16 protein-coding genes are annotated in these 21,066 nt (G+C 69.8%); 3 read left to right on the forward strand and 13 right to left on the reverse strand.

The annotated features are described in order from the left end of the window. Nucleotides 1-192: 192 nt before the first annotated feature. The 12 genes from AB8K43_RS05705 to mraZ form a co-directional block, all read right to left on the reverse strand. Nucleotides 193-918, reverse strand: coding sequence for a cell division protein FtsQ/DivIB (locus tag AB8K43_RS05705; protein WP_370892356.1), 726 nt, complete (start codon nt 916-918; stop codon nt 193-195). Then, complete coding sequence (gene murC, locus AB8K43_RS05710; RefSeq protein WP_370892358.1) at nt 915-2,348, reverse strand: UDP-N-acetylmuramate--L-alanine ligase; 1,434 nt, start codon at nt 2,346-2,348, stop codon at nt 915-917. Before murC ends, AB8K43_RS05705 begins: the two co-directional genes overlap by 4 nt. Further along, complete coding sequence (gene murG, locus AB8K43_RS05715; protein WP_370892360.1) at nt 2,345-3,460, reverse strand: undecaprenyldiphospho-muramoylpentapeptide beta-N-acetylglucosaminyltransferase; 1,116 nt, start codon at nt 3,458-3,460, stop codon at nt 2,345-2,347. The genes murC and murG overlap by 4 nt, the downstream gene beginning before the upstream one ends. A gap of 15 nt (nt 3,461-3,475) precedes the next feature. Further along, complete coding sequence (gene ftsW, locus AB8K43_RS05720) at nt 3,476-4,735, reverse strand: putative lipid II flippase FtsW (RefSeq protein ID WP_370892362.1); 1,260 nt, start codon at nt 4,733-4,735, stop codon at nt 3,476-3,478. Between the two features lie 4 nt (nt 4,736-4,739). After that, nucleotides 4,740-6,221: a UDP-N-acetylmuramoyl-L-alanine--D-glutamate ligase gene (gene murD / locus AB8K43_RS05725; protein ID WP_370892363.1), complete on the reverse strand. Its 1,482-nt coding sequence runs from the start codon at nt 6,219-6,221 to the stop codon at nt 4,740-4,742. Further along, nucleotides 6,211-7,293, reverse strand: coding sequence for a phospho-N-acetylmuramoyl-pentapeptide-transferase (mraY, locus tag AB8K43_RS05730; RefSeq protein WP_370892365.1), 1,083 nt, complete (start codon nt 7,291-7,293; stop codon nt 6,211-6,213). Before mraY ends, murD begins: the two co-directional genes overlap by 11 nt. Further along, nucleotides 7,290-8,687: a UDP-N-acetylmuramoyl-tripeptide--D-alanyl-D-alanine ligase gene (murF, locus tag AB8K43_RS05735; RefSeq protein ID WP_370892367.1), complete on the reverse strand. Its 1,398-nt coding sequence runs from the start codon at nt 8,685-8,687 to the stop codon at nt 7,290-7,292. The genes mraY and murF overlap by 4 nt, the downstream gene beginning before the upstream one ends. Then, a complete protein-coding gene (locus tag AB8K43_RS05740) occupies nt 8,684-10,204 on the reverse strand; it encodes a UDP-N-acetylmuramoyl-L-alanyl-D-glutamate--2,6-diaminopimelate ligase (RefSeq protein ID WP_370892369.1) in 1,521 nt (506 codons plus the stop codon). The genes murF and AB8K43_RS05740 overlap by 4 nt, the downstream gene beginning before the upstream one ends. 11 nt (nt 10,205-10,215) lie before the next feature. Then, nucleotides 10,216-12,003, reverse strand: a complete 1,788-nt coding sequence (locus AB8K43_RS05745) for a peptidoglycan D,D-transpeptidase FtsI family protein (RefSeq protein ID WP_370892372.1) — start codon at nt 12,001-12,003, stop codon at nt 10,216-10,218. Nucleotides 12,004-12,272: 269 nt separating this feature from the next. Beyond that, nucleotides 12,273-12,872 (reverse strand): hypothetical protein, encoded by a 600-nt coding sequence (locus AB8K43_RS05750; protein ID WP_370892374.1) that lies wholly within the window; start codon nt 12,870-12,872, stop codon nt 12,273-12,275. Next, nucleotides 12,869-13,885 carry a 16S rRNA (cytosine(1402)-N(4))-methyltransferase RsmH gene (gene rsmH, locus AB8K43_RS05755; RefSeq protein WP_370892376.1) on the reverse strand — a complete coding sequence of 339 codons (1,017 nt, stop codon included), beginning with the start codon at nt 13,883-13,885 and terminating at the stop codon, nt 12,869-12,871. The genes AB8K43_RS05750 and rsmH overlap by 4 nt, the downstream gene beginning before the upstream one ends. 151 nt (nt 13,886-14,036) lie before the next feature. After that, nucleotides 14,037-14,468 (reverse strand): division/cell wall cluster transcriptional repressor MraZ, encoded by a 432-nt coding sequence (gene mraZ, locus AB8K43_RS05760; RefSeq protein ID WP_370892378.1) that lies wholly within the window; start codon nt 14,466-14,468, stop codon nt 14,037-14,039. A gap of 338 nt (nt 14,469-14,806) precedes the next feature. Between mraZ and AB8K43_RS05765 the strand changes: the two genes are divergently transcribed. From AB8K43_RS05765 to AB8K43_RS05775, 3 genes are read left to right on the forward strand one after another with little or no spacing between them, the layout of a single operon-like run. Then, the gene (locus tag AB8K43_RS05765; protein WP_370892380.1) at nt 14,807-15,796 is read left to right on the forward strand and encodes an AAA family ATPase; all 990 of its coding nucleotides are present in this window, start codon (nt 14,807-14,809) and stop codon (nt 15,794-15,796) included. Nucleotides 15,797-15,806: 10 nt separating this feature from the next. After that, on the forward strand, nt 15,807-17,000 hold the full coding sequence (locus AB8K43_RS05770) for a DUF58 domain-containing protein (RefSeq protein ID WP_370892382.1): 1,194 nt from the start codon (nt 15,807-15,809) through the stop codon (nt 16,998-17,000). Next, the gene (locus AB8K43_RS05775; RefSeq protein WP_370892384.1) at nt 16,997-19,264 is read left to right on the forward strand and encodes a transglutaminaseTgpA domain-containing protein; all 2,268 of its coding nucleotides are present in this window, start codon (nt 16,997-16,999) and stop codon (nt 19,262-19,264) included. The genes AB8K43_RS05770 and AB8K43_RS05775 overlap by 4 nt, the downstream gene beginning before the upstream one ends. Here AB8K43_RS05775 and AB8K43_RS05780 read toward each other — a convergent pair. After that, nucleotides 19,261-20,928, reverse strand: coding sequence for an RNA polymerase sigma factor (locus tag AB8K43_RS05780; protein ID WP_370892386.1), 1,668 nt, complete (start codon nt 20,926-20,928; stop codon nt 19,261-19,263). The two genes, AB8K43_RS05775 and AB8K43_RS05780, sit on opposite strands and share 4 nt — an antisense overlap. Between the last annotated feature and the right edge of the window lie 138 nt (nt 20,929-21,066).

Here is a 21,066-nt window from a genome sequence, read left to right on the forward strand (position 1 = left end):
CTGCGAAAGAAAGTAAAAAGTCTGGTGTTGTTCTCGGTCGCACCCCTTCCGCAAACCAAAACCTAAAGGTAAACTTGAGGGTTACATTTTGGTCACGGCCGGTGTGCCGATGACGTTAGGTGGGCGGCACAGCCCTTTCAAGAACATTCGCGCGTGTCGCACCCGCCGCCTGGGAAATGCCGGCTCGTCTGGCTAGCGCGGCGTCGTCGCCGGGTCATTGGGGGCGGTGAGGTCAATCCGCTTCGGCTTCTTGGCCAAGAGGATCTCCATCACCTTGACCTTGAGCTCCGGATCGCTGGCGTCACCCCAGACCACCGTGGTCGAGCCGATCCGGAAGGTCACGGCCTGGGCCGCATCGACACGAACATCACGGACCTTGGCGCGCTGATCCGCAGGGAGCGCGGCGAGCATCGAGCGAGCGGCGCTGACCGCGTGCTGGCTCACCTCTGCCTCACCCTCGGCTCGAACTTCAGGGACTCCCTTCGGAACCTTGGTTACCGTGCGATAGCGCACGCCATGGTGATCGACGAGGTCGAGCTTGCCGTTGGTGCGGACGGCGAGCGCTGGCTCACGGCTCGTCACGACGAGGCGCAGCGTATTGGGCCAGGCTCGCTCGACCCGTACGTGAGCGACGCCGCGCAGGGCCGCGACCTCGGCCGCTGCCTGGTCGGTATCGACCCGCGCGAGCGGTGTGCCGGTCCACTGCTCGCCGACCGTGTTCACTCGAGCGCGGTCGGCCGGGTCGGCGCCCTCGACCTCGACCTGGTTGACCGCGAGGACCGGTGAGAAACCCACGACCCACGCCAGCGCGGCGAGCACCACCACGCTCACCGCAGCGATCAGGAATCGGCGGCGTCGGCGGGCCCGGTGAGCGCTGGCGCGATGGGCGAAGGGGTCGTCGTGGCCCCGCGTGGTCATCGCCCCTCCGTCGCCAGGGCCGCGAGGATTGCTGCCGGTAGTTCGGTCACGTCGCCGGCCCCGATCGTCAGGATCAGATCGCCCGGGCGCGCCTGATCCACCACGGCGGCCACCGCCTGCTCGCGGCCCAGGACGTCCACGGCCTTCCCGCTGGCCCGAAGGGGGGCCGCGATGAGCTCGGAGGAGACCCCGTCGATGGGCTCCTCGCGAGCGCCGTAGATATCGAGCAGGATGATCTGGTCGGCCGGTGCGAGGCCGGCCGCGAAGCCCGCGGCGAAATCTCGGGTCCTCGAATACAGGTGGGGCTGGAAGATCACCCGCAACTTGCCCGGCGCCGCGATCTGGGCGGCGGTCCGCACGACCGCTTCGACCTTGCCCGCGTTGTGGGCGTAGTCGTCGACGACGACCACGCCGCGCGCGGTGCCCCGCGTTTCAAAACGGCGCCGTGTCCCGCCGAAGGACCCGAGGCCAGCGAGGATGGCTTCGGGATCGACGCCGAGCCCGCGGGTGGCAGCGGCATAGGCGCCCGCGGCGTTCAGCAGGTTATGCGCCCCCGGGACCTGCAGGTGCAGCGTGCGGGGCACCCCGCCGTCGGTGAGGGTGGCACGCGAACCGAGGCCATCGAGGTCGAGGCCGGTGAGGCGCAGGTCGGCGTCCTGGCCGAAGCCGTAGGTGATCACCCGCCCACCATCGGCGCGGGCGCTCTGCGCCAAGTCGGCCGAGCCGGGGTCATCGGCGCAGGCGACGAGGAGACCCCCATCGCGGATCGTCGAGGCGAACTCTCGGTAAGCCTCTTGCACCGTCTCGTAGGTGCCGTAGAAGTCGAGGTGGTCCGGTTGGACGTTGGTCACGATGGCGACGTCCGGGTGATAAACGAGGAAGGATCCGTCGGACTCGTCCGCCTCGGCCACGAAGGCCGCGCCGCCACCGAGCGCGGCGTTGGTGGCGCGCTCGGTCAACTCACCGCCGAGCGCGAAGGAGGGGTCCTGGCCTGCGTGGCTGAGCGCGGATGTCAGCATCGACGAGGTGGTCGTCTTGCCGTTAGCGCCGGCGACCGCCACCCGCCACTGCGTGCCCATCGCCGCCGCTAGGGCCTGGCTCCGGTGGAGCACCGGCAGGCCCAGTTCCCGAGCGTGCATCAGCTCGGGGTTGTCTGCCCGAATCGCCGAGCTGACCACGATCGTGTCGACGCCGTCGACGTGGGCGGGATCGTGGCCGACGAAGATCGTCGCGCCCGCCTCGCGCAGGGCTTGCAGCACCGCGCCATCGCGTTGATCCGAGCCACTCACGCGGAGGCCGGCTTGGAGGAGAAGTCGTGCGACGGCCGACATCCCCGCACCCCCGACCGCGAGGACGTGGACCCGCCCGAGCCCAGCGAGCGGCGGGATCGGGGCATCGACATCGAAGCGCGGTGTGAAGCTGCGGGTCATCGGCGCTCGCCTCCTCGCGCCGAGGCCGCCGCCTCGGCCACCAGGTCGGCGAGGAGTTCGTCGGCGTGGCGCTCCCCCACCGCGGCCGCGGCACGCGACATCGCGGCGACCCGCTCGGGGTCTCCGACGAGAGCGGGGACCTGCTCGGCAACCCACGCCGGGGTCACCTCGGCGTCCTCCACGAGGAGTCCTCCCCCGGCCTCGACGACTCCGGTCGCGTTGAGCCGCTGCTCACCATTGCCGATCGGTAGCGGCACGTAGATCCCCGGCAAACCGACCGCGGTCAGCTCGCACACCGTCCCGGCCCCGGCCCGGCAGACCACGGCATCAACGGCGGCGTAGGCCAGATCCATCCGATCCAGGTACGGGACGACGACATACGGGGCACCCGAAGCGCCCGAGGCGACGAATTCCTTGCCGGCTCCGGTCGCGTGGAGCACCTGGATCCCCGATGAACTAAGCGCCCCCACGCTCGCCGCGAAGGCCTCGTTGAGCCGCTGCGCACCCAGCGAGCCGCCAGTGACGAGCACGGTCGGCAGGTCCGGGTCCAAGCCGAAGGTCGCGCGCCCCTCTTCGCGGCGGGCAGCGCGGTCTAAGGTCGCGATCTCGTGCCGCAGCGGCAGGCCGAGGACCCGCGCCCCGCGCAAGGGCGTCCGCGCAAAGGTGGTCGCGACGAAGGGGGTCATCCGCGCGCCGAGGCGATTGGCCAGACCCGGCCGGGCGTTCGCTTCATGGACGACGATCGGCACGCGCTTGCGCCGCGCGGCCAGGTAAGCGGGCGTCGAGACATACCCGCCGAAACCCACGACCACCTCGGCCTCGGAGGACTCGATGGCCTCCTCCGCGGCCCGGACCGCATCCCGGAGCGCACCAGGCAGCCGGAACAGAGCCCTGCCCGGACGGCGCGGCATCGGCACCTTGGGCACGATCGCGAGGGGATAGCCGCGCTCGGGGACCAGTCGGGACTCCAGACCAACCTCGGTGCCGAGCGCCGTCACCTGCACCTGCGGGTCGCGGCGGCGGAGCGCATCGGCAAGCGCGAGCAGAGGAGAAACATGGCCGGCGGTCCCCCCGCCGGCCAGTAGGACGTGTCGAGGTCCGGGGCTGGGCATGGTCGATGCTTCCTGTTAGGACGGATTGCGCCGCACGAGAGCGGCGGTGCGTTGGAGCAGGCTCGGGCGCGAGGACATCGCCTCGACGCAGCCCGGCTCGGACCGGGCAAAGCTCAGCAGGACCCCGACCGCGAGCATGGTCGTGACCAGCGAGGAGCCGCCGGAGGAGACGAAGGGCAGCGGGACGCCGATCACCGGGAGCATCCCGATCACCGCCCCGACATTGACGATCGCCTGGACGAGGATCCAGGTCGCGATCCCGGCCGTGGCCAGGCGGACGAAGAGGTCATCGGTGCGAGCGACGAGACGCACCGCGGTGAGCGCGAACGCGCCGAAGAGGGCCAGGACGACGAAGGTGCCGATCAGGCCGAGCTCCTCGCCGATCACCGCGAAGATGAAGTCGTTGTAGGGCTCGGCGAGACGCCCCCACTTCTCGCGGCTCGCGCCGAGACCAACTCCCCACCAGCCGCCATCGGCGAGCGCGTACTTGCCGTGCACCGGCTGCTGACAGATCCCGTAGTACAGCTCGCTCGTCGGGGCGCACTGCTCGGGGTTGAGCCAGATCGCGATCCGGGCCATCCGGTTATCGCTCATCTGCGCGGCAGCGGCGGCGAGCGCTCCGAGGGCGGCGAGCCCGGCGACGAACCATCGCGCCGGGACTCCCGCGGCGAAGAGAACTCCGACGACCACCGCCGCGATCACCATCGCCGTCCCGAGGTCGTGGCCGTACATCACGAGGCCGAGCACGATCGCGGCGAGCGGGATGACGAAGGGGATGAGGGCATGTCGCAGCCGCCCGGCGAGAGCGCGCTTGCGCTCCAAGATCACCGCGCCGGTCAGCGCGAGACCGAGCTTGGCGAGTTCGCTCGGCTGCAGGCTCAACGGGCCGAGCGTCAACCAGTTCTTGTTGCCCTGAAAGCCCGTCCCGAGCGGCGTCCAGGCGACGACCGCGAGGAGCACGATCGAGACGAGGAGCAGCGGCACCGCAAGGCGGCGCCAAAAGCCGATGCTGCGGTTCGCCGCGAACCACAGGGCCCCGGCCCCGATCGCCGCGAAGAGCGCCTGCTTGCCGAAGATCGCAAAGGAGGCGTCGTGCTCCTTCAGCGAGACGATCATCGAGGCCGACAGGACCATGACGAGGCCGATCATCACGAGGGCCCCGACAATGCCGAGGAGCAGGTAGTACGTCGTCAAGGGGGTCTCGAAGCGGGCCAGCCAGCGTTCGGCACCCGAGCGCGCGCCGCGGCGTGAGTCCGTCGCGGCGCTGCTGCTCATCGCCTCACCCTTCCTGCAGGTGTCTTTCGACCGCCGCGGCGAAGGCGACGCCGCGCTGGTGATAGTTCTCGAACATGTCCATGGAGGCCGCGGCCGGTGCCAGGAGGACGACATCGCCGGGTCGCGCCAGCAGGGCCGCCTCCTGGACGACGCGGTCCATGGCATCAGTGTCGGTGTTCGCGACGTCGATGACCGGCACATCGGGCGCGTGTCGCCGCATCGCCTCGGCGATCTGCTCGCGATCCGCCCCGATCAGGATCACGCCGCGCAGCCGGTCGCGGGCCGCGGCGACGAGCTCGTCGACCTTAGCCCCCTTCAAGAGCCCGCCAGCGATCCAGACGACCGAGGGGTAGGCGGTGAGCGACGCGGTCGCCGCGTGCGGATTCGTCGCCTTTGAATCGTCGATCCAGGTGACCTCGTCCTTGGTCGCGACGTGAGCGATCCGATGCGGCTCGGGCGTCCACGCCCGCAGTCCGTCGCGGATAGCGGAGGTCGGGACACCCGCCGCGCGAGCGAGGGCCGCCGCGGCGAGGGCATTGGCGATGACGTGCGGAGCGACGTGACCGCTTGCATCCCGGAGATCATCGAGCGTGCCGAGCTCGGCGGCGCTGCGCTGGCGGTCGTCGATAAAGGCCCGGTCGGCGAGAACCTCTTCGACGAGTCCCACCATGGACGGCGCGGGCATCCCGAGGGTAAAGCCGATCGCCCGGCACCCCTCTTGGACATCGGCCTGCTCGACGAGCCGCTCGGTCACCGGGTCGGCGACGTTATAGACGCAGGCGATCTCGGTGTTTTCGTACACCTTGCCCTTGGCCCTCGTGTACTCCTCGAGCGAACCATGCCAGTCGACGTGATCGGGCGCGATGTTGAGGCAGGCCGAGGCGAGCGGACGAAGGGAGTGTGACCAGTGGAGTTGGAAGCTCGACAGTTCGACCGCGATGACCTGGTAGCCCTGCGGGTCTTGAATCGCTTCGATGACCGGCGTGCCGACATTGCCCGCGCTCGTCGCCCGTAACCCGGCGGCGGACAGGATCGAGGCGAGCATCTGGACGGTCGTCGTCTTGCCGTTGGTGCCGGTGACGGTGATCCACGGGGCGGCGCCCTGCTCGGGGCGCAGTCGCCACGCGAGCTCGACATCGCCCCAGATCGGGATCGCGCGCTCGGCGGCAGCGGCGAGCAGCGGTTGATGAGGTGCCCATCCCGGCGAGGTCACGATCAGGTCCGGCGCGCCCCCTTCCGGCAGGGCCTGCGGATGCTGCGGGCCGAGCAAGAGGTGGGCGCCGAGAACGCCGAGGATTTCGGCGCGATCGGCAAGTGGTGAACCCGCCGCCGGCTCCTTGCCGTCGACGACCGTGACATTCGCCCCGCGCTCGAGGAGGGCGTCGGCGGCGGCGAAGCCTGAGACGCCGAGACCGGTCACCAGGACATTCAGGCCAGCCCAGCCGGGGGCGTCGCGGTGGGTGAGGGCGTCGAGGTTAGTTCCCACCGACGACCCACTCCGCGTAGAACAGGCCGAGGCCGAGGGCGACGAAGAGTCCGGCGATGATCCAGAAGCGGATCACGATCGTGACCTCTTGCCAGCCTAATAACTCGAAGTGGTGCTGCAGGGGTGCCATCCGAAAGACCCGCTTGCCGGTCGCCTTGAAGAAACCGACCTGGATGATCACCGACAAGGTGATGGTGACGAAGAGCCCACCGAGAATCACGATCAGGATCTCGGTACGGGTGAGGATCGCAAGACCCGCGAGCGCGCCACCGAGGGCGAGGGAGCCGGTATCACCCATGAAGATCTTTGCGGGCGAGCCGTTCCACCACAAGAAACCGAAGCAGGCCCCCATCCCGCCGGCGGCGACGACGGCGAGGTCGAGCGGATCTCGGACGTCGTAACACTTGATGCTCGGGTTGACCTGGCAGTTCTGATTGAACTGCCAGATCGCGATGAGGACGTACGACGCGAAGACCATCACCGAAGCGCCGGTCGCGAGGCCATCGAGGCCGTCGGTCAGGTTCACTCCATTAGAGGTCCCGGCGATCATCAGGTTGGCCCATAGGAGGAAGAGGACAAAGCCGAGGAGGGGGCCCGCGAAGGCGAGGTCCAAGGCGGTGTCGCGCACAAACGAGATATGGGTCGATGCCGGGGTGCGGAAGGCGTCGTTCGGGAACTGCAGGGCCAGCCCGGCGAAGATCACGCCAACCAGCGTTTGCCCGATCAGCTTTTGGCCCGACCGCAGGCCGAGACTGCGCTGCTTGCTGATCTTGATGTAGTCGTCGGCGAACCCGACGGCGCCGAGCCCGGCCATGAGGAAGAGGACGAGCAGGCCGCTCGCCGTGGGCAACTCCCAGGTGACGAGGTGAGCGACGAGGTAGGCCATGACGGTGGCGCCGATGATGACCGTGCCCCCCATCGTCGGCGTCCCGCGCTTGGTGTGGTGCGAGGTCGGGCCGTCATCCCGGATGAACTGGCCGTAGCCCTTCTTGACGAGGAACTTGATGAAGGCCGGGGTTCCGAGAAGGGCCACCACGAGCGAGACCGTCGCCGCGATCAGGACCGCTTTCACTTCGTAACCTCCACCACACGCTCCGCGAGCCAGCGCAACCCGGCGTCGCGACTGGACTTGAACAATACGACGTCGCCAGGGCGGAGTCGGTCCGATAGCACGTCCCACGCGCCATCGGTATCCGCGACGACCTCGGCGTGGGTCGAGTCGGCAGCCGCCATCGCACCGGCCGCGATGGGCGCGGCGATCTTGCCAACGGCGAGGACCTCATTGAAGCCGAGGTTGGCAGCCTCCCGACCGACCTGCTCATGGAGGGCCTCGGACTCCTCCCCCATCTCGAGCATCGCGCCGAGGACGGCCCAGCGGCGACCCGGCACCGCCATATCGGCGACGGCCCGGAGCGCGGCGCGCATCGAGTCCGGGTTGGCGTTGTAGGCGTCGTTGACCACCGTGACGCCATCGGCCCGCTCGCTGACCTCCATCCGCCAGCGGCTGACCGGGCCGGTGGCGGCCAGGGCCGTCGCGATCTGGTCCAGGGCGAGGCCGCTTTCGAGGGCGATCGCCGCGACGGTGAGGGCGTTGCCGACGTGGTGGCGGCCGACGAGGGCCAGCGTGACCGGGGCCGTCCCGACCGGGGTGACCAGGTCGAAGGAGGCCCGGCCGCGATCGTCGGTGCGGACCTGCTCGGCGCGAATCTGCGCGCGCGGCGACTCCCCCACGAAGACCACGCGGGCCGAGGTGAGCGGCGCCATCGCGGCGACCCTCGGGTCATCGGCGTTTAAGACCGCGACGCCGTCGGCAGGCAGCGCCTCGACCAGCTCACTCTTGGCGCGGGCGACGGCGTCAAGTGAGCCGAACTCGCCGACGTGGGCATGGCCGACGTTAAGAACCGCACCGATGCGCGGCGGGGCGATCTCGGTGAGGTAGCGCACATGGCCAGCGCCGCGGGCACCCATCTCGACGACGAGGTGGGCCGTCGTCGGGGTGATCCGGCAGACGGTGAGGGGGACGCCGACCTCGGAGTTGTACGACCCCTGCGGCGCGATGGTCTCGCCATCTTGCGCGAGCACCGCACCGAGGAGGTCCTTGGTGCTGGTCTTGCCCGAACTGCCGGTGATCCCAATGACATTCAGGCTCGGACCGCGGCTGTCGACTAGGTGGCGGGCGAGCGCGACGAAGGCGTCTTGGACGTCGGTGACCAGCACGTGAGGCAGGCCGTCGACCGGCATCGTGACGAGGGCCGCGACGGCCCCCTTCGCGGCGGCGCCGCCAACGTACTGGTGGCCGTCCGCGTGTTCGCCGACCCGGGCGATATAGAGGCTGCCCGGCTCGGCCTCGCGCGAGTCGGTCACGACGGGCCCGTCGATGACGATCTCGGCGGGATCGAGGTCACCGGTCCCGGCAATCGAGCCACCGGTCACCTCGGCGATGTGGGCGAGGGTCATTGGGATCATCGGGTCTCCTCCCGCAGGGCGGCGGCGAGCACCTCGCGGTCGTCGAAGGGGTGGACCGTGCCGGTGATCTCCTGGCCGGTTTCGTGACCCTTGCCGAGCAGGGCGACCGTCCCGTCCCCGCCAGCCGCCGCCACGGCATGCGCGATCGCCTCGGCGCGGCCGGGGACGATCTTCACCTCCACCGGCCGGCTGCCCGCGATCTCGCGCGCGCCGACGGCCACGGCCTCGCGGATGGCGGCGGGGTCCTCATCGCGGGGGTTGTCGTCGGTCACGATCACCACGTCGGCATGTCGAGCGGCAGCGGCCCCCATCCCCGGTCGTTTGCCGGGATCTCGTGACCCGCCAGCGCCGAGCACGGCGACCAGCGTGCCGGGGGTGGATTCGCGAAGGGCGGCGAGGGCCGCTGCGACGGCGTCCGGGGTGTGCGCGAAGTCGACCACGCCCCGCGGGCTGCCCGTCGGCCCAACGACCGGTTGCATCCGGCCCGGCACCTCTGGGGTGACCTCGAGCGCCACTCGCACGCGCTGCGGATCGTGACCGGCGAGGATCAACGCCACCGCGGCCAGCGCGGTATTGACCTCGTTGAAGTCGCCCGGCAGCGCCGAGCGCAGCGCGAGTTCGAGCCCGTCTGGACCTCGGAGCACGAAGCCCTCGGCGCCGCGCTCCATCCACCAATCCGCGCCCTGCCCTGGTTGGGACGCGAGCGTCACGACGGGAACACTCGCCCGGGCGGCGACCTCTCGGCCCCCTTCGTCATCGATGCAGACCACGCCGCGCCGGGACCGTCGCGGGGTGAACAAATCGGCCTTAGCCGCGAGGTAGTTCTCCATGGTCTCGTGGAAATCGAGGTGATCCTGCGACAGGTTGGTGAACATCGCGATGTCGTAGATGACTTCGTCGACGCGGTGGAGCGCGAGGGCGTGGCTGGAGACCTCCATCACGCAGTCGTCGAGGCCGCGCTCGGCCATCACGGCGAGCAGGGCGTGCAGGTCGGTGGCCTCGGGGGTCGTGCGGGCGCTTGGGACGCGGTCGCTGCCGATCCGGGTCTCGACCGTGCCGATGAGGCCCGTGCTGCGCCCGAGGGCACCGAGCGCCGACGCGAGGATGTAGGCCGTCGTCGTCTTGCCGTTCGTTCCGGTGATGCCGAAGAGGTGGAGGTCGCGATCGCCGGTGCGGTAGATCGCCGCGCTCACCTCGCCGAGGCGAGCCCGCGGATCGGCGACCACGATCGTTGGGACGTCGAGTCCGGCCTCGGCGATCCGGCGTGCACCATCGGGATCGGTCAGGACCGCCGTCGCCCCAGCCGCGATGGCCTGATCGGCGAACTGCGCCCCGTGGGCGCGCGCCCCGCCGAGAGCAGCGAAGAGATCACCGGGCTCGATACCGGAGGTCGCGAGGCTCACCCCGCTCACTTCGGTCGAGCCGTCCCCGACCTCCAGGTGAGCCGCCGGTCCGAGAAGATCCAGGAGGGCGTTCAGGCTGAGGGACTGCGGGGGTGAGGGACGCGGACTCTGCACGATCCGCGACCTTACCCTCCGGCCTTGGTGCCACGGTCCTTCAGCACCTCGGTACCTGCCGGGGGCGGGCCATCGAGTTCGATGGTGAGCTTCGGGGGCTTGGCGTCCTCGGCGCTCGGGGCCACCTGCTCGCGCTGCAGCGCGTAGGTCATGACGTCCTTAAAGACCGGGCCGGCCGTCGCGCCGCCGTAGTAGCCGCGGGTGGGGCGCTGGATGATCACGGTGACGACGAGCTGGGGGTCGCCCGCCGGGGCGTACCCGACAAAACTCGCGGTCTTGCCCGAGTAGCCACCCACTTCGGCCGAGTAGCGGTCCGCAGTCCCCGTCTTGCCGGCCACGCGATAGCCCGGCACCCGGGCCTGAGGGGCGGTGCCCTGATCGGTCACGACCCCTTCGAGCATGTGGCTGACCTCGCGGGCCGTCTTATCCGAGACCACTCGGGTGCTCTTCGGGGTCGGCGCCGCCTGCCAACGACCGTCGGCATCTTGGACCTCAGAGACCAGCGTCGGCGCGACCCGCACCCCGCCGTTGGCGATCGTTTGGAAGACCCCCGAGACCTGCATCGCGGTCGCGGAGATGCCCTGCCCGTAGGACATCGTGTAGCGCTGCACGGCGCCCCACTTCTCGACGGGTGGGAGCAGACCTGCCGACTCCCCCGGGAAGCCCGAGCCACTCGTCGTCCCGAGTCCGAACTTGCGGTAGTACTGATCGATCGTCTTCGGCGCCATCGTTTCGCTGATGAAGATCGTCCCGATATTGCTTGACTCGGCGAGGGTTCCGGTGACCGTGCGGTAGAGCGTCGGGTGCGGGTGCGAATCACGAAGCGTGCGGTCGTAGCGCCGGATCGTGTTCGGGATCACGACCGGGGTGTCGGGGGTGACCTTGCCCTCTTCGAGCCCGGCCGCCACGGTGATCACCTTGGTCGTCGAGCCCGGCTCGAAGACATCGCTAAAGGCGAGGTTCGCGAAGGTCCCCTTGTTGGAGTTGAGCTTCGTGGGGTCGAAGCTCGGGTACGACGCGAGCGCCACGAGTTCCCCCGTGCGGCGCTGCACCACGACCGTGCCCGATTCCGCGCCGGTCTTCTTCACCTGCTGCGCCAGCGCGTTCTGGGCGTACCACTGGATGTCATTGTCGATCGTGAGGCGCACATCGCGACCCGCGAGTTGCTCGCTCACGTCCGAGCGGGCGTTCGGCAGCCGGCTCCCGTCGCGGCCCACCTCGTACACCGCCTTGCCGTCCTTGCCCTTCAAGGTCTGATCCAGCATCAGCTCCAGGCCGCCACCGGCCGTTTGGTCGTTGGGCCGAACGAAGCCGACGAGGGGCGAGACATTGCTGGACTGGGGATAGCTGCGGATCGAGGTGCGTTCGCTATAAACCCCGGGGATGCCGAGCCGGTAGATCTCCCGCCAGGTCGAAGGGGTGACGCCGGTGGCGAGGACGACATAGCGCTGGTCTCCGGTGAGCGCCCCGGCGAGGGTCGCGGGGTCGGTCTGAAGGAGGGGCGCCAACTGTTCGGCGGCTCCCTGAACACCCACCGTTGTCGTCTCGCCGTCCACCTTGCGCTTGTACGCAGGCACCGCAGTCTGATCGATCACGACCTTGCGGCGCTCCTGACTCGTGGCGAGCACGGTGTCGTGGGCGTCGTAGATCGTGCCCCGCTGGGCCGGGATCACCTCGGTGGCGATCCGCTGCGAGCGCGCCTCGGCAGCGGTCGCCGCCGACTCCAGGCCCTGGATCCGCAGCAACTGCGCGGCGAAGAGGGTGAGCACGAAGATGCCGACCACCATCAGGATCCGCATCCGTCGCCGCGGGCTCCCGGTCGCAGCTCGGGGTACCGGCGGCACGCGCGGCGGGGAGCTCGCTGTCGTGCGCCGCCCGCTCGGGCGCCCGGTTGGACGCGCCGGGCGGGCTGAAGGGGATCCAGGACGGGCCGCTGGCCGGGCCTTCGGCCGGGGCCCGGAGCCGTGACCAGGGCGTCCCGCCTGGCGCGGCGTACCACCGGCGGGTCGAGGACGACCCGTCCCGGCGCGGCGGGGCCGGCCGGGACGGGAAGGGGGTCGTCGCTCGGTCAACGCGTGGTCCTTTGGATGGTGAGGACGAGCCCGCTCGGGAGGGTGCCGTCCGCCCGGGCGGCGCTCGGGTCGGTCAGCACCAACGGCGGCGGTGCTGCGGGAAGGTCCGTGGTCTTGGTCGCAGTGGTCGATGAACGGGGGGCCACGATCGTCGGGGTCGTGTCCGGGGTGGTCTTGGCCGCCCCCTCCACGCTAAAGGCCGGTTGCTTCTTTGCCGGGCGCGCCACGCCGCGCACCGTGCCGTCGGCGAGGTCGACGAAGGCGGCGTCCTGCGACGGGACCATCCCCATCGCGCTCGCCCGGCGGGCGAGGTTCGCCGGAGCGGACTTCGTCTCGACCTCGGCGGTCAGGGATTCCTCGGAGTTCGCGAGCGCGGTCGCCCGGGACTCGAGTCCGGCGATCGTAAAGGCATCGCGGGCCATCGCGATGTTGAGGGCGAGGACCGAACCGAGCCCCAGCAGCAGCAACACGAGGCAGGTGAGCGGGAACCAGATGCGTCCTGTCGTCTCTCGCGCGGAGACCACCCGCAGCGGCTGACGTGGTGCGCGCTTGGGTCCACGGGTGGCGATGGTCGTCGCGGCCGTTGTCTGACTCATCGGGCAACTCCTCGTCGAGAGGCGGGTCTGGCGGGGGCAGGTCGTGGGGGGCGAATCCGGCGGGCGGCGCGCAGGCGCACCGAGGCCGAGCGCGGGTTGGTCGCCCGCTCACTCTCCGAAGGAGTCGCCGCTCCTCGGGTCAACAGCTCGAGATCGGCGGCGTGTTCGGGGAGTTCGACGGGCAGGTCCGGAGGCGCCGAGCTGGCGGCTCCGGCCGTGAGCACCCGCTTGGTGATCCGGTCCTCCAGCGAATGGAAGGACAGGACCGCGATGCGCCCGTCGATCGCGAGGCGCGCCAGGGCGGCCGGGAGCGCCCGCTCCCACACGGCGAGTTCGGCATTGACCTCGATGCGCAGCGCCTGGAAGGTCCGCTTGGCCGGATGCCCGCCCTTTTGCGTGTGCGCGGGGATCGCAGCGCGCAGCACCTCGACGAGGCGCGCCGATGTGGTGAAGGGTTCGCGCTCTCGCTCGCGGACCACCGCCTCGGCGATCCGGCGCGCATAGCGCTCCTCGCCGTACGTGGCGAGCACCCGGGCGAGGTCGCGAGCGTCGTAGGTATTGAGCACATCGGCGGCGGTGAGCCCCTCCCCCTGATCCATCCGCATATCGAGGGGGGCGTCCTTGGCGTAAGCGAACCCCCGATCGGCCTCATCGAGTTGCAGCGACGAGACCCCAAGGTCGAAGAACATCGAGTTCGCGGTGGCGATCCCGAGGTCATCGAGAGCGTCCGGAACCTCGTCGTTGACCGCATGGACGAGGTCGACGCGATCGGCGAAGGGGGCGAGCCGTTCGCCAGCGAGGGCCAGCGCCTCTCGGTCGCGATCGATCCCGATCAGCCGCACCCCAGGGTGAGCGCCCAGGACCGCCTCCGCGTGTCCCCCCATCCCCAAGGTTCCGTCGATATGGATCGCCCCGGGCTGCTCGAGCGCCGGGGCGAGAAGCGAGAGCACCTCGTCCAGCATTACCGGGACGTGACGGCCCGCCGCGTCGGTCCGCGGTGCGTGCTCGTCCATCGGCGGGTGGGCCTTCCTGTTCGTCGGTACTGATCGGGGTGACGGTGCTGCGATCTGGTCCCCATCCGAGGACCGGTCCGGCGCGGGGGAAGTCGCGTCGGCATCGGACATCGGCTGGAGGCCAGGGCGCAGCAGCGGGCTGGTGCGTCGTCTAAAGGAGTCCGGGGATGACCTCCTCGGATTGCTCGGCGAAGGCCTGTTCGGTGCTCGCGAGGTAGTCGTCCCAGGCTCCTGAGTCCCACACCTCGACCCGGCTGCCCGCACCGATCACCGTGCAGTCCTTGGTGAGCCCGGCGTACTCGCGCAGGTTCGCTGGCACGGTGACCCGGCCCTGCTTGTCGGGGATCTCATCGAAGGCACCGGACAGGAAGACGCGCAGGTAATCGCGGGCGGCCTTGCTGGAGGTGGGAGCGGCCTGGAAGGACTCGGTGAGGCGGGTGAATTCGTCCATCGGGAAGACGTAGAGGCATCGCTCCTGACCGCGGGTCATGACGAGGCCCCCGGCAAGCCGCTCACGGAACTTCGCGGGGAGGAAGAGCCGCCCTTTGTCGTCGAGGCGTGGGGTATGCGTCCCGAGAAACATCGCGGCTCACCCCCTTCGTCCACCCACGGCCTGCCCGTGCGCCCCACTTTACTCCACCTTTGCCCCCTTCCGCCGGAGAATCCTCGATCTGTGCCGCCCTGAAGCCCTATCTACGCAGGTCAGCGCCGGTGGAGCGTAGTGGGGAAACTTTTGGTGAACTGTCTTAAAGGGGGTCCTCCACATGCCCCCAACCCGCTCCCGCGCCCCGTGTGTGGGCGCCAAGGGTGGGAAATGGAGCGCGCCACGGGAGGGCCGTGGCGCGAAGTGGGGGACGCGAGGGCCCGACCCGAAGTGATGTACTGCCCCTGAACAATGTCGATCAGCGGAAGGACTCTTCGGTGACGCAGACCATCCCCGCCCCGCCGGTACCCCCTGGCCCGGGCGAGCTCGATCGCCTCGCCGAGATCACCGGGCGCCTCGCCACCACCATCAATACCGTCATCGAGGGCAAGCCGGAGGTCGTGCGGACCGCGATCACGGTGCTGCTCGCCGAGGGCCACCTCCTCGTCGAGGATGTCCCCGGGGTCGGCAAGACGATGCTCGCCAAGACGCTCGCACGCTCGCTTGATTGCACGATGCGCCGGATCCAATTCACCCCGGATCTACTCCCGAGCGATATCACCGGCGTCAGCATCTTCAACCCCGACCATCGCGCGTTCGAGTTCCGCGCGGGCGCCGTCTTCGCCAATGTCGTCGTTGGCGACGAGATCAACCGGGCGTCTCCGAAGGCCCAATCCGCCCTGCTCGAAGCGATGGAAGAGCGCCAGGTGACCGTGGACGGTGAGACCTACGCGCTGCCGGAGCCCTTCATCATCATGGCGACTCAGAACCCCATCGAGATGGAGGGGACCTACCCCCTCCCCGAGGCCCAGCGAGATCGCTTCATGGCGCGGGTGTCGGTGGGCTACCCCTCGCGCGAGAGCGAGGTCGCGATGCTCGAGAACCATGGGGCCGTCTCCCCCCTTGACGACGTGCGGGCGGTCACCGATGCCGATGGGGTCCGCTCGATGATCACCACCGTCCGTCGGGTGTACGCGGCACCTGCCGTGCGCCAGTACGTGGTCGACCTCGCCGAAGCGACCCGCCGCGACCCGGCTATCCGGCTCGGAGCGTCCCCCCGCGCGGCGCTCCATCTCCTTCGCGCCGCGCGCGCCCGGGCCGCCCTCGCCGGCCGAGACCACGTGCTCCCCGACGACGTCCAAGCGCTCGTGCACCCGGTGCTCGCCCACCGGATCCTGCTGAGCGGTGAAGGCCACATCGAGCAATTGACCCCGGCTGCCGTCCTCAGTCGCCTGGTGAGCACCGTGCGCGTCCCGGCGCCGCGGTGACGGACCCCGTATGCGAGTGATCACGACGCGTGGGCGGGCCTTGCTCGTCGTCGGCCTGATCCTCCTCGCGGCCGGGATGGGCCTGGGCTTTCGCGAACTCACCCGGGCGGGGCTGCTCTGCGCCGCGCTGCCCGTCGTGGCGTGGCTCCTCGGCCGTGGGACGGCGCAGATCGAGGTGTCGCGCTCGATCGCGCCGCATCGGGTGAGCGTCGGAGAACCGGCGACGGTGACGGTCACCGCCAAGAACCTCGGGCCGCGCCGCACCCCCCTTCTGCTCGCGCAGGAGGAGGTCGCGGTCCCGCTCGGCGACCGCCCCCACGTCCTTATCCCCCGGATGCGCCGCGGGGAAGAGCGCCGGGCGGGCTATCTGGTGCGTTCGCACCTGCGCGGTCATCACTGCCTCGGGCCGCTCCGCGCGTGGATCACCGACCCCTTCGGCCTCTCCTCGCGGGCCCTGACCTTCCCCGGGCAGTCGCACCTCATCGTGCTGCCCCGGATCATTCCCCTCGGCATCGTCCCCGCCGGTCTCGCCGGAGGTGGCGGTGACGTCGGTGGGTCCCACCGGATCGCGCTTCACGGACACGATGATGTGACGGTCCGCGACTATCGCGAGGGCGACGATCTGCGCCGGATCCACTGGCCCTCGACCGCTCGCACCGGAGAGCTCATGGTGCGTCAGGACGAGCAACCGGGACGTCGACGCACGCTGATCCTCTTCGACAACCGAGCAGATGCCTATCCGTCGGCGGGTCGCTCGGAGCCCTTCGAATGGGCCGTCACCGTCACCGCCTCCATCGTCGTGCACCTGATCACGAACGGCCACGAGGTGTATCTCGCGACGGCGGGCGGAGAGTCGAAGGGCGTCACGGGGCTGACCGCCATCGATAGCCCCTTGGATCTGCTCGCGGTCATCGCGCCGAGCAGGGGGAACGCGGCGCCGGTCTTCACTCACGCCATCCACGATCTGCTCCGCCGAGGCGGGGGCCACGTCATCGCCGTCGTCGGTCGTCCCGATGCTCTTCACGAGGCGCTCGATGCACCCGGCACCGGGCCCATCGCCTTCGTCGTCGAGCCGGAGCCCGGTGCTGGCCAGGCTTCCGCGCTCACCACCCGGGGTTGGCACGTGGCCGCCACTCGGCCGGGTGACGACCTCGCCGCCACCTGGAGGCGGGCGCAAACTCGTTCGCTACGGAGGACGGCATGAGGGGCGGATGGGCGAGCACGATCCTCGCCGTGCTCGGTGGGCTTGCGACCCTCGCCACGGCGGTCGCCGTCGGAACCCTCTTTAGTGGCACCGCTTGGCTCCCGCAGACCGCGGTCACCGTGATCGCCGTGGTTGTCGTCGGCATCGCCGCCCGGCTGATCCGCGGTGGCACCGCGGTCGTCCTGGGCCTCCAAGTCGCCGCGGCCGGGATCACCCTCGCGTGGGTCCATGCTCCGCAGACCCTCTGGCTTGGGCTCCCGAGCCGATCCACGTGGACTGCTGCGATCGAACTGCTCGAGCAGGCCCAGCACACGATCGCGACCAACCCGGCACCGGCGCCCGTCGATCCCGGCGTCGCCTTCGCCCTGGCGCTCGTCGTCGGTTTGGTCGCGATCGCGGTTGATCTAGCCGCCGCGACCGCCCGCAGCCCGGTGACGGCGGGGATGCCGCTGCTCGCTTTGTACCTCGTCCCCGCGGTCAATATCCCGGACGGGCTGCACTGGGGTTACGTGATCGTGCCCGCCAGCCTCTGGCTCGCGATGCTCGCCGTCGGGGGCCGCGTCGAGCAGGACCGGTGGATCACCGCGATCCCAGTGGCGGCTGGTCCGACCGGTGCGCCCGAGCAGACAAGCCGAACCCGCGGCCGCCAGGCAGCCCAGGTCGGGGTGCTCGCGCTGGCCGCCGCCATCGCCCTTCCCGCGCTCCTCCCCCACCAGGGGGCGACCTTCTTAACCGAAGGCCTGGGGCGCGGCGCCGGCAGCGGAGCGAGCGGCTCCATCTCGCTCGCCACCGACCTCGATCTTCGGCGCAGCCTCGAAGACCCGAGCCCGCGCCCGGTGATCCGCTATCAAACGACAAACCCCACGCCGGAACCCTTGCGGATCGGCGCGGTGGTGGACTTCGTCGACGGGCGTTCGCAGGTCGAAAACAATCCGCCCCAGATGGACCCGAACTTCCGGATCTTTGACACCCTCGAACCCGACGCCCCCTCGTACCGGCTGACCGTCTCGACGAACCGGGTCCGAGCTCCCCAGCTCGCGGCGCCGCTCAACGTGACCGATGCGGACTTCGACGGCGTCGCCTGGAGTATCGACCGTCAAGACGCCGTCCAGGTGGACGACTCGGTGCCGCAGTACAGCCTCGACTACCGGGTGATCGCGCCGACCTCCGCAGAACTAGCCGCGGTCGGCCGCGCGGCCTCCCCCTTCGGCGCGAACTATCTCGCTCTCGACGAGGGTTCCCGCTCCGAGATCGAGCAACTCTCCCGCGAGATCGTCCCGCAGGGCGCGGGACCTGCCGAGGCGGCCCAAGCGATCCAGGCCCATCTGCGCAGCGAGCGGTACCGGTACAGCCTGACCCTGGAGCCGTCGCTCCCCGGAGAGGACCCGGTCGTCGCCTTCTTGCGCACTCGCGTCGGCTATTGCCAGCAGTTCGCCTCGGCCATGGTGCTGCTCGCGCGCGCCAATGACATCCCGGCTCGCATGGCAGTGGGCTTCCTCCCCGGCACCTCCGACGGCGAAGAGCGGGTCGTGCGGGCCTCGGACGCTCACGCGTGGCCGGAGCTCTACTTTGAGCGCTACGGCTGGGTCCGTTTCGAGCCCACCCCCGGCGCCCAGGCAGCGTCGCTGCCGGATTACAGCCGTGAGGCCGACGACCAGGCCACCGATGCCACGCCGACCCCGACGGCCGAAGAGACGACCCCTTCCCCGACCACCTCGGCGGCGCGCCCCGAGAACGACCCGGCCGCGGTCGACCCAGCCGCCGCGTCCGCGGACGAGGCGTCCCCGTGGCCCGGTCGGTTGATGTGGGCCGCAGTCGTCCTGCTCCTGCTCGCGGCCGCCGCGTCGATCTTGCCCCTCACCGCGCTCGTCGTGCGGTCCCGCCGCCGGCGCGAGCAGGGACCACCTCGGATCGAAGGGCAGTGGGCCACGCTCGTCAATGCGCTCGCCGATCTGGACGTGCCGGTCCCCGGCGGGGCGACACCTCGGCGAACCGGTGAGACCCTGTACCGCTCGGCCGGGTTCGACGACGAGAGCGCCGTTCACCTGCAGCACGTCGTGCAGACCCTCGAGCGGGCTCGCTACGCCCCACCCGGGACCGACCTCGACGGTGTCGACGATGATGTCCACGCCATCGTCCGCTCGGTCCGGCGGCGCCGCCGTCTCGGCATCAAGGCTCGCGCCGCGCTGTTGCCCACCGACGGCATCGAGGCATGGAAAAGCCTGCCCCGGGTGATCCGAGGCAGGCTTAACCGGCGACCTTAGTCCAGGTAGTCGCGCAAGACCTGGCTGCGGCTCGGGTGCCGCAACTTCGACATCGTCTTGGACTCGATCTGACGGATCCGCTCGCGGGTCACGCCGTAGACCTTGCCGATCTCGTCGAGGGTCTTCGGCTGGCCGTCGGTCAACCCGAAACGCATCGAGACGACCCCGGCCTCGCGCTCGGAGAGCGTGTCGAGGACCGAGTGCAGCTGCTCCTGCAGCAAGGTGAAGCTCACCGCGTCGGCCGGCACCACGGCTTCGGAGTCCTCAATGAGGTCGCCGAACTCCGAGTCCCCGTCCTCACCGAGGGGGGTGTGCAACGAGATCGGCTCGCGGCCGTACTTTTGCACCTCGACGACCTTCTCGGGGGTCATGTCGAGTTCCTTGGCGAGCTCTTCGGGGGTGGGCTCGCGCCCGAGGTCCTGAAGCATCTGCCGCTGGACGCGGGCGAGCTTGTTGATGACCTCGACCATGTGCACGGGGATACGGATCGTGCGGGCCTGGTCGGCCATCGCGCGGGTGATCGCCTGTCGAATCCACCAGGTGGCGTAGGTCGAGAACTTATAGCCCTTGGTGTAGTCGAACTTCTCTACCGCGCGGATCAGACCGAGGTTGCCCTCCTGGATGAGATCGAGGAAGAGCATGCCGCGGCCGGTGTACCGCTTCGCAAGCGAGACCACGAGGCGCAAGTTGGCCTCGAGGAGATGGTTCTTGGCGTTCTTGCCATCCTGGGCGATCCACCACAGCTCACGCTTGAGCTTCATGTCCATCTTCTCGCCGGAGGAGAGCTTCTCCTCGGCGAAGAGCCCGGCTTCGATGCGCTTGGCGAGCTCGACCTCCTGCTCGGCGTTGAGCAGCGCCACCTTGCCGATCTGCTTGAGGTAGTCCTTGACCGGGTCGGCCGTCGCGCCAGCGGTCACGACCTGCTGGGCGGGCGCGTCGTCGTCGTCGTCATTGCTCAAGACGAAGCCGGCGTTTTCGTCGGTCTCGCTCGCCGGGGCCGTCGGCTCCGGCGTCTCCTCGACCTCGACCTCGGGCGTCTCCTCCGCCGTCGCCGACGTCCGCGACGCGGCCTTCTTCGCCGCCGTCTTCTTCGCGGCGGTCTTCTTGGCCGGTGCGCTCTTGGTGGCTGCGCTCGCCGCGGCCTTCGCGGCAGTCTTCTTCGTCGTCTTGGCGCTCGCCTTGGTAGCCGGCTGCGCCGCGGTCTTCTTCGTCGCCGTCGCGGCGGCCTTCTTCGCCGGCGCCTTGGCTCCGGTCTTCTTGCCCGCGGCCTTCTTCGCCGGAGCCTTCTCGGCGGCCTGCGGCGCGTCAGCGGTCTTCGTGGCGGCCTTCTTGGCCGCCGTCTTCTTGGCGGTCGTGGTCTTCGTCGTAGCCTTCTTCGTCGTTGCGGTCTTCTTGGTCGCGGTCTTCTTCGCCCGCGTACTCGTCGCCGCCACGCTCGAGGCCATCGGGACCTCGACGTCGATGTCCTGGCTCGCGAGCGCGCGCAGGACCACCTTCAACCGGTTCGGGGCCACCCCGGCCGCCGTCACCGCGTCGCTCAGGGCTTCGCCGGTGATGCTTCCGGTCGTGCGACCGGTGACGATCAGGGCTTGGAGCGCCTCGTGGGCGAACTCCGCGGGCAGGGCCGCCACGGGCTGACCGGAGCGTGGGGACACAGGAGTCACCAACAACCTTTCGTCGCGAGATCATTCCCCGCCCCACGACGCAGCAGCGAATGAATGCCGCTCGCCCCTCTTCGGAACAGGTGCGCCCCGTTCGACGGGGCGTCATTGACCACCATTATAAAACGATGGGCCGACAAA

The organism is Janibacter sp. GXQ6167 (genome assembly GCF_041365945.1).
Classification (GTDB): domain Bacteria; phylum Actinomycetota; class Actinomycetes; order Actinomycetales; family Dermatophilaceae; genus JBGFSK01.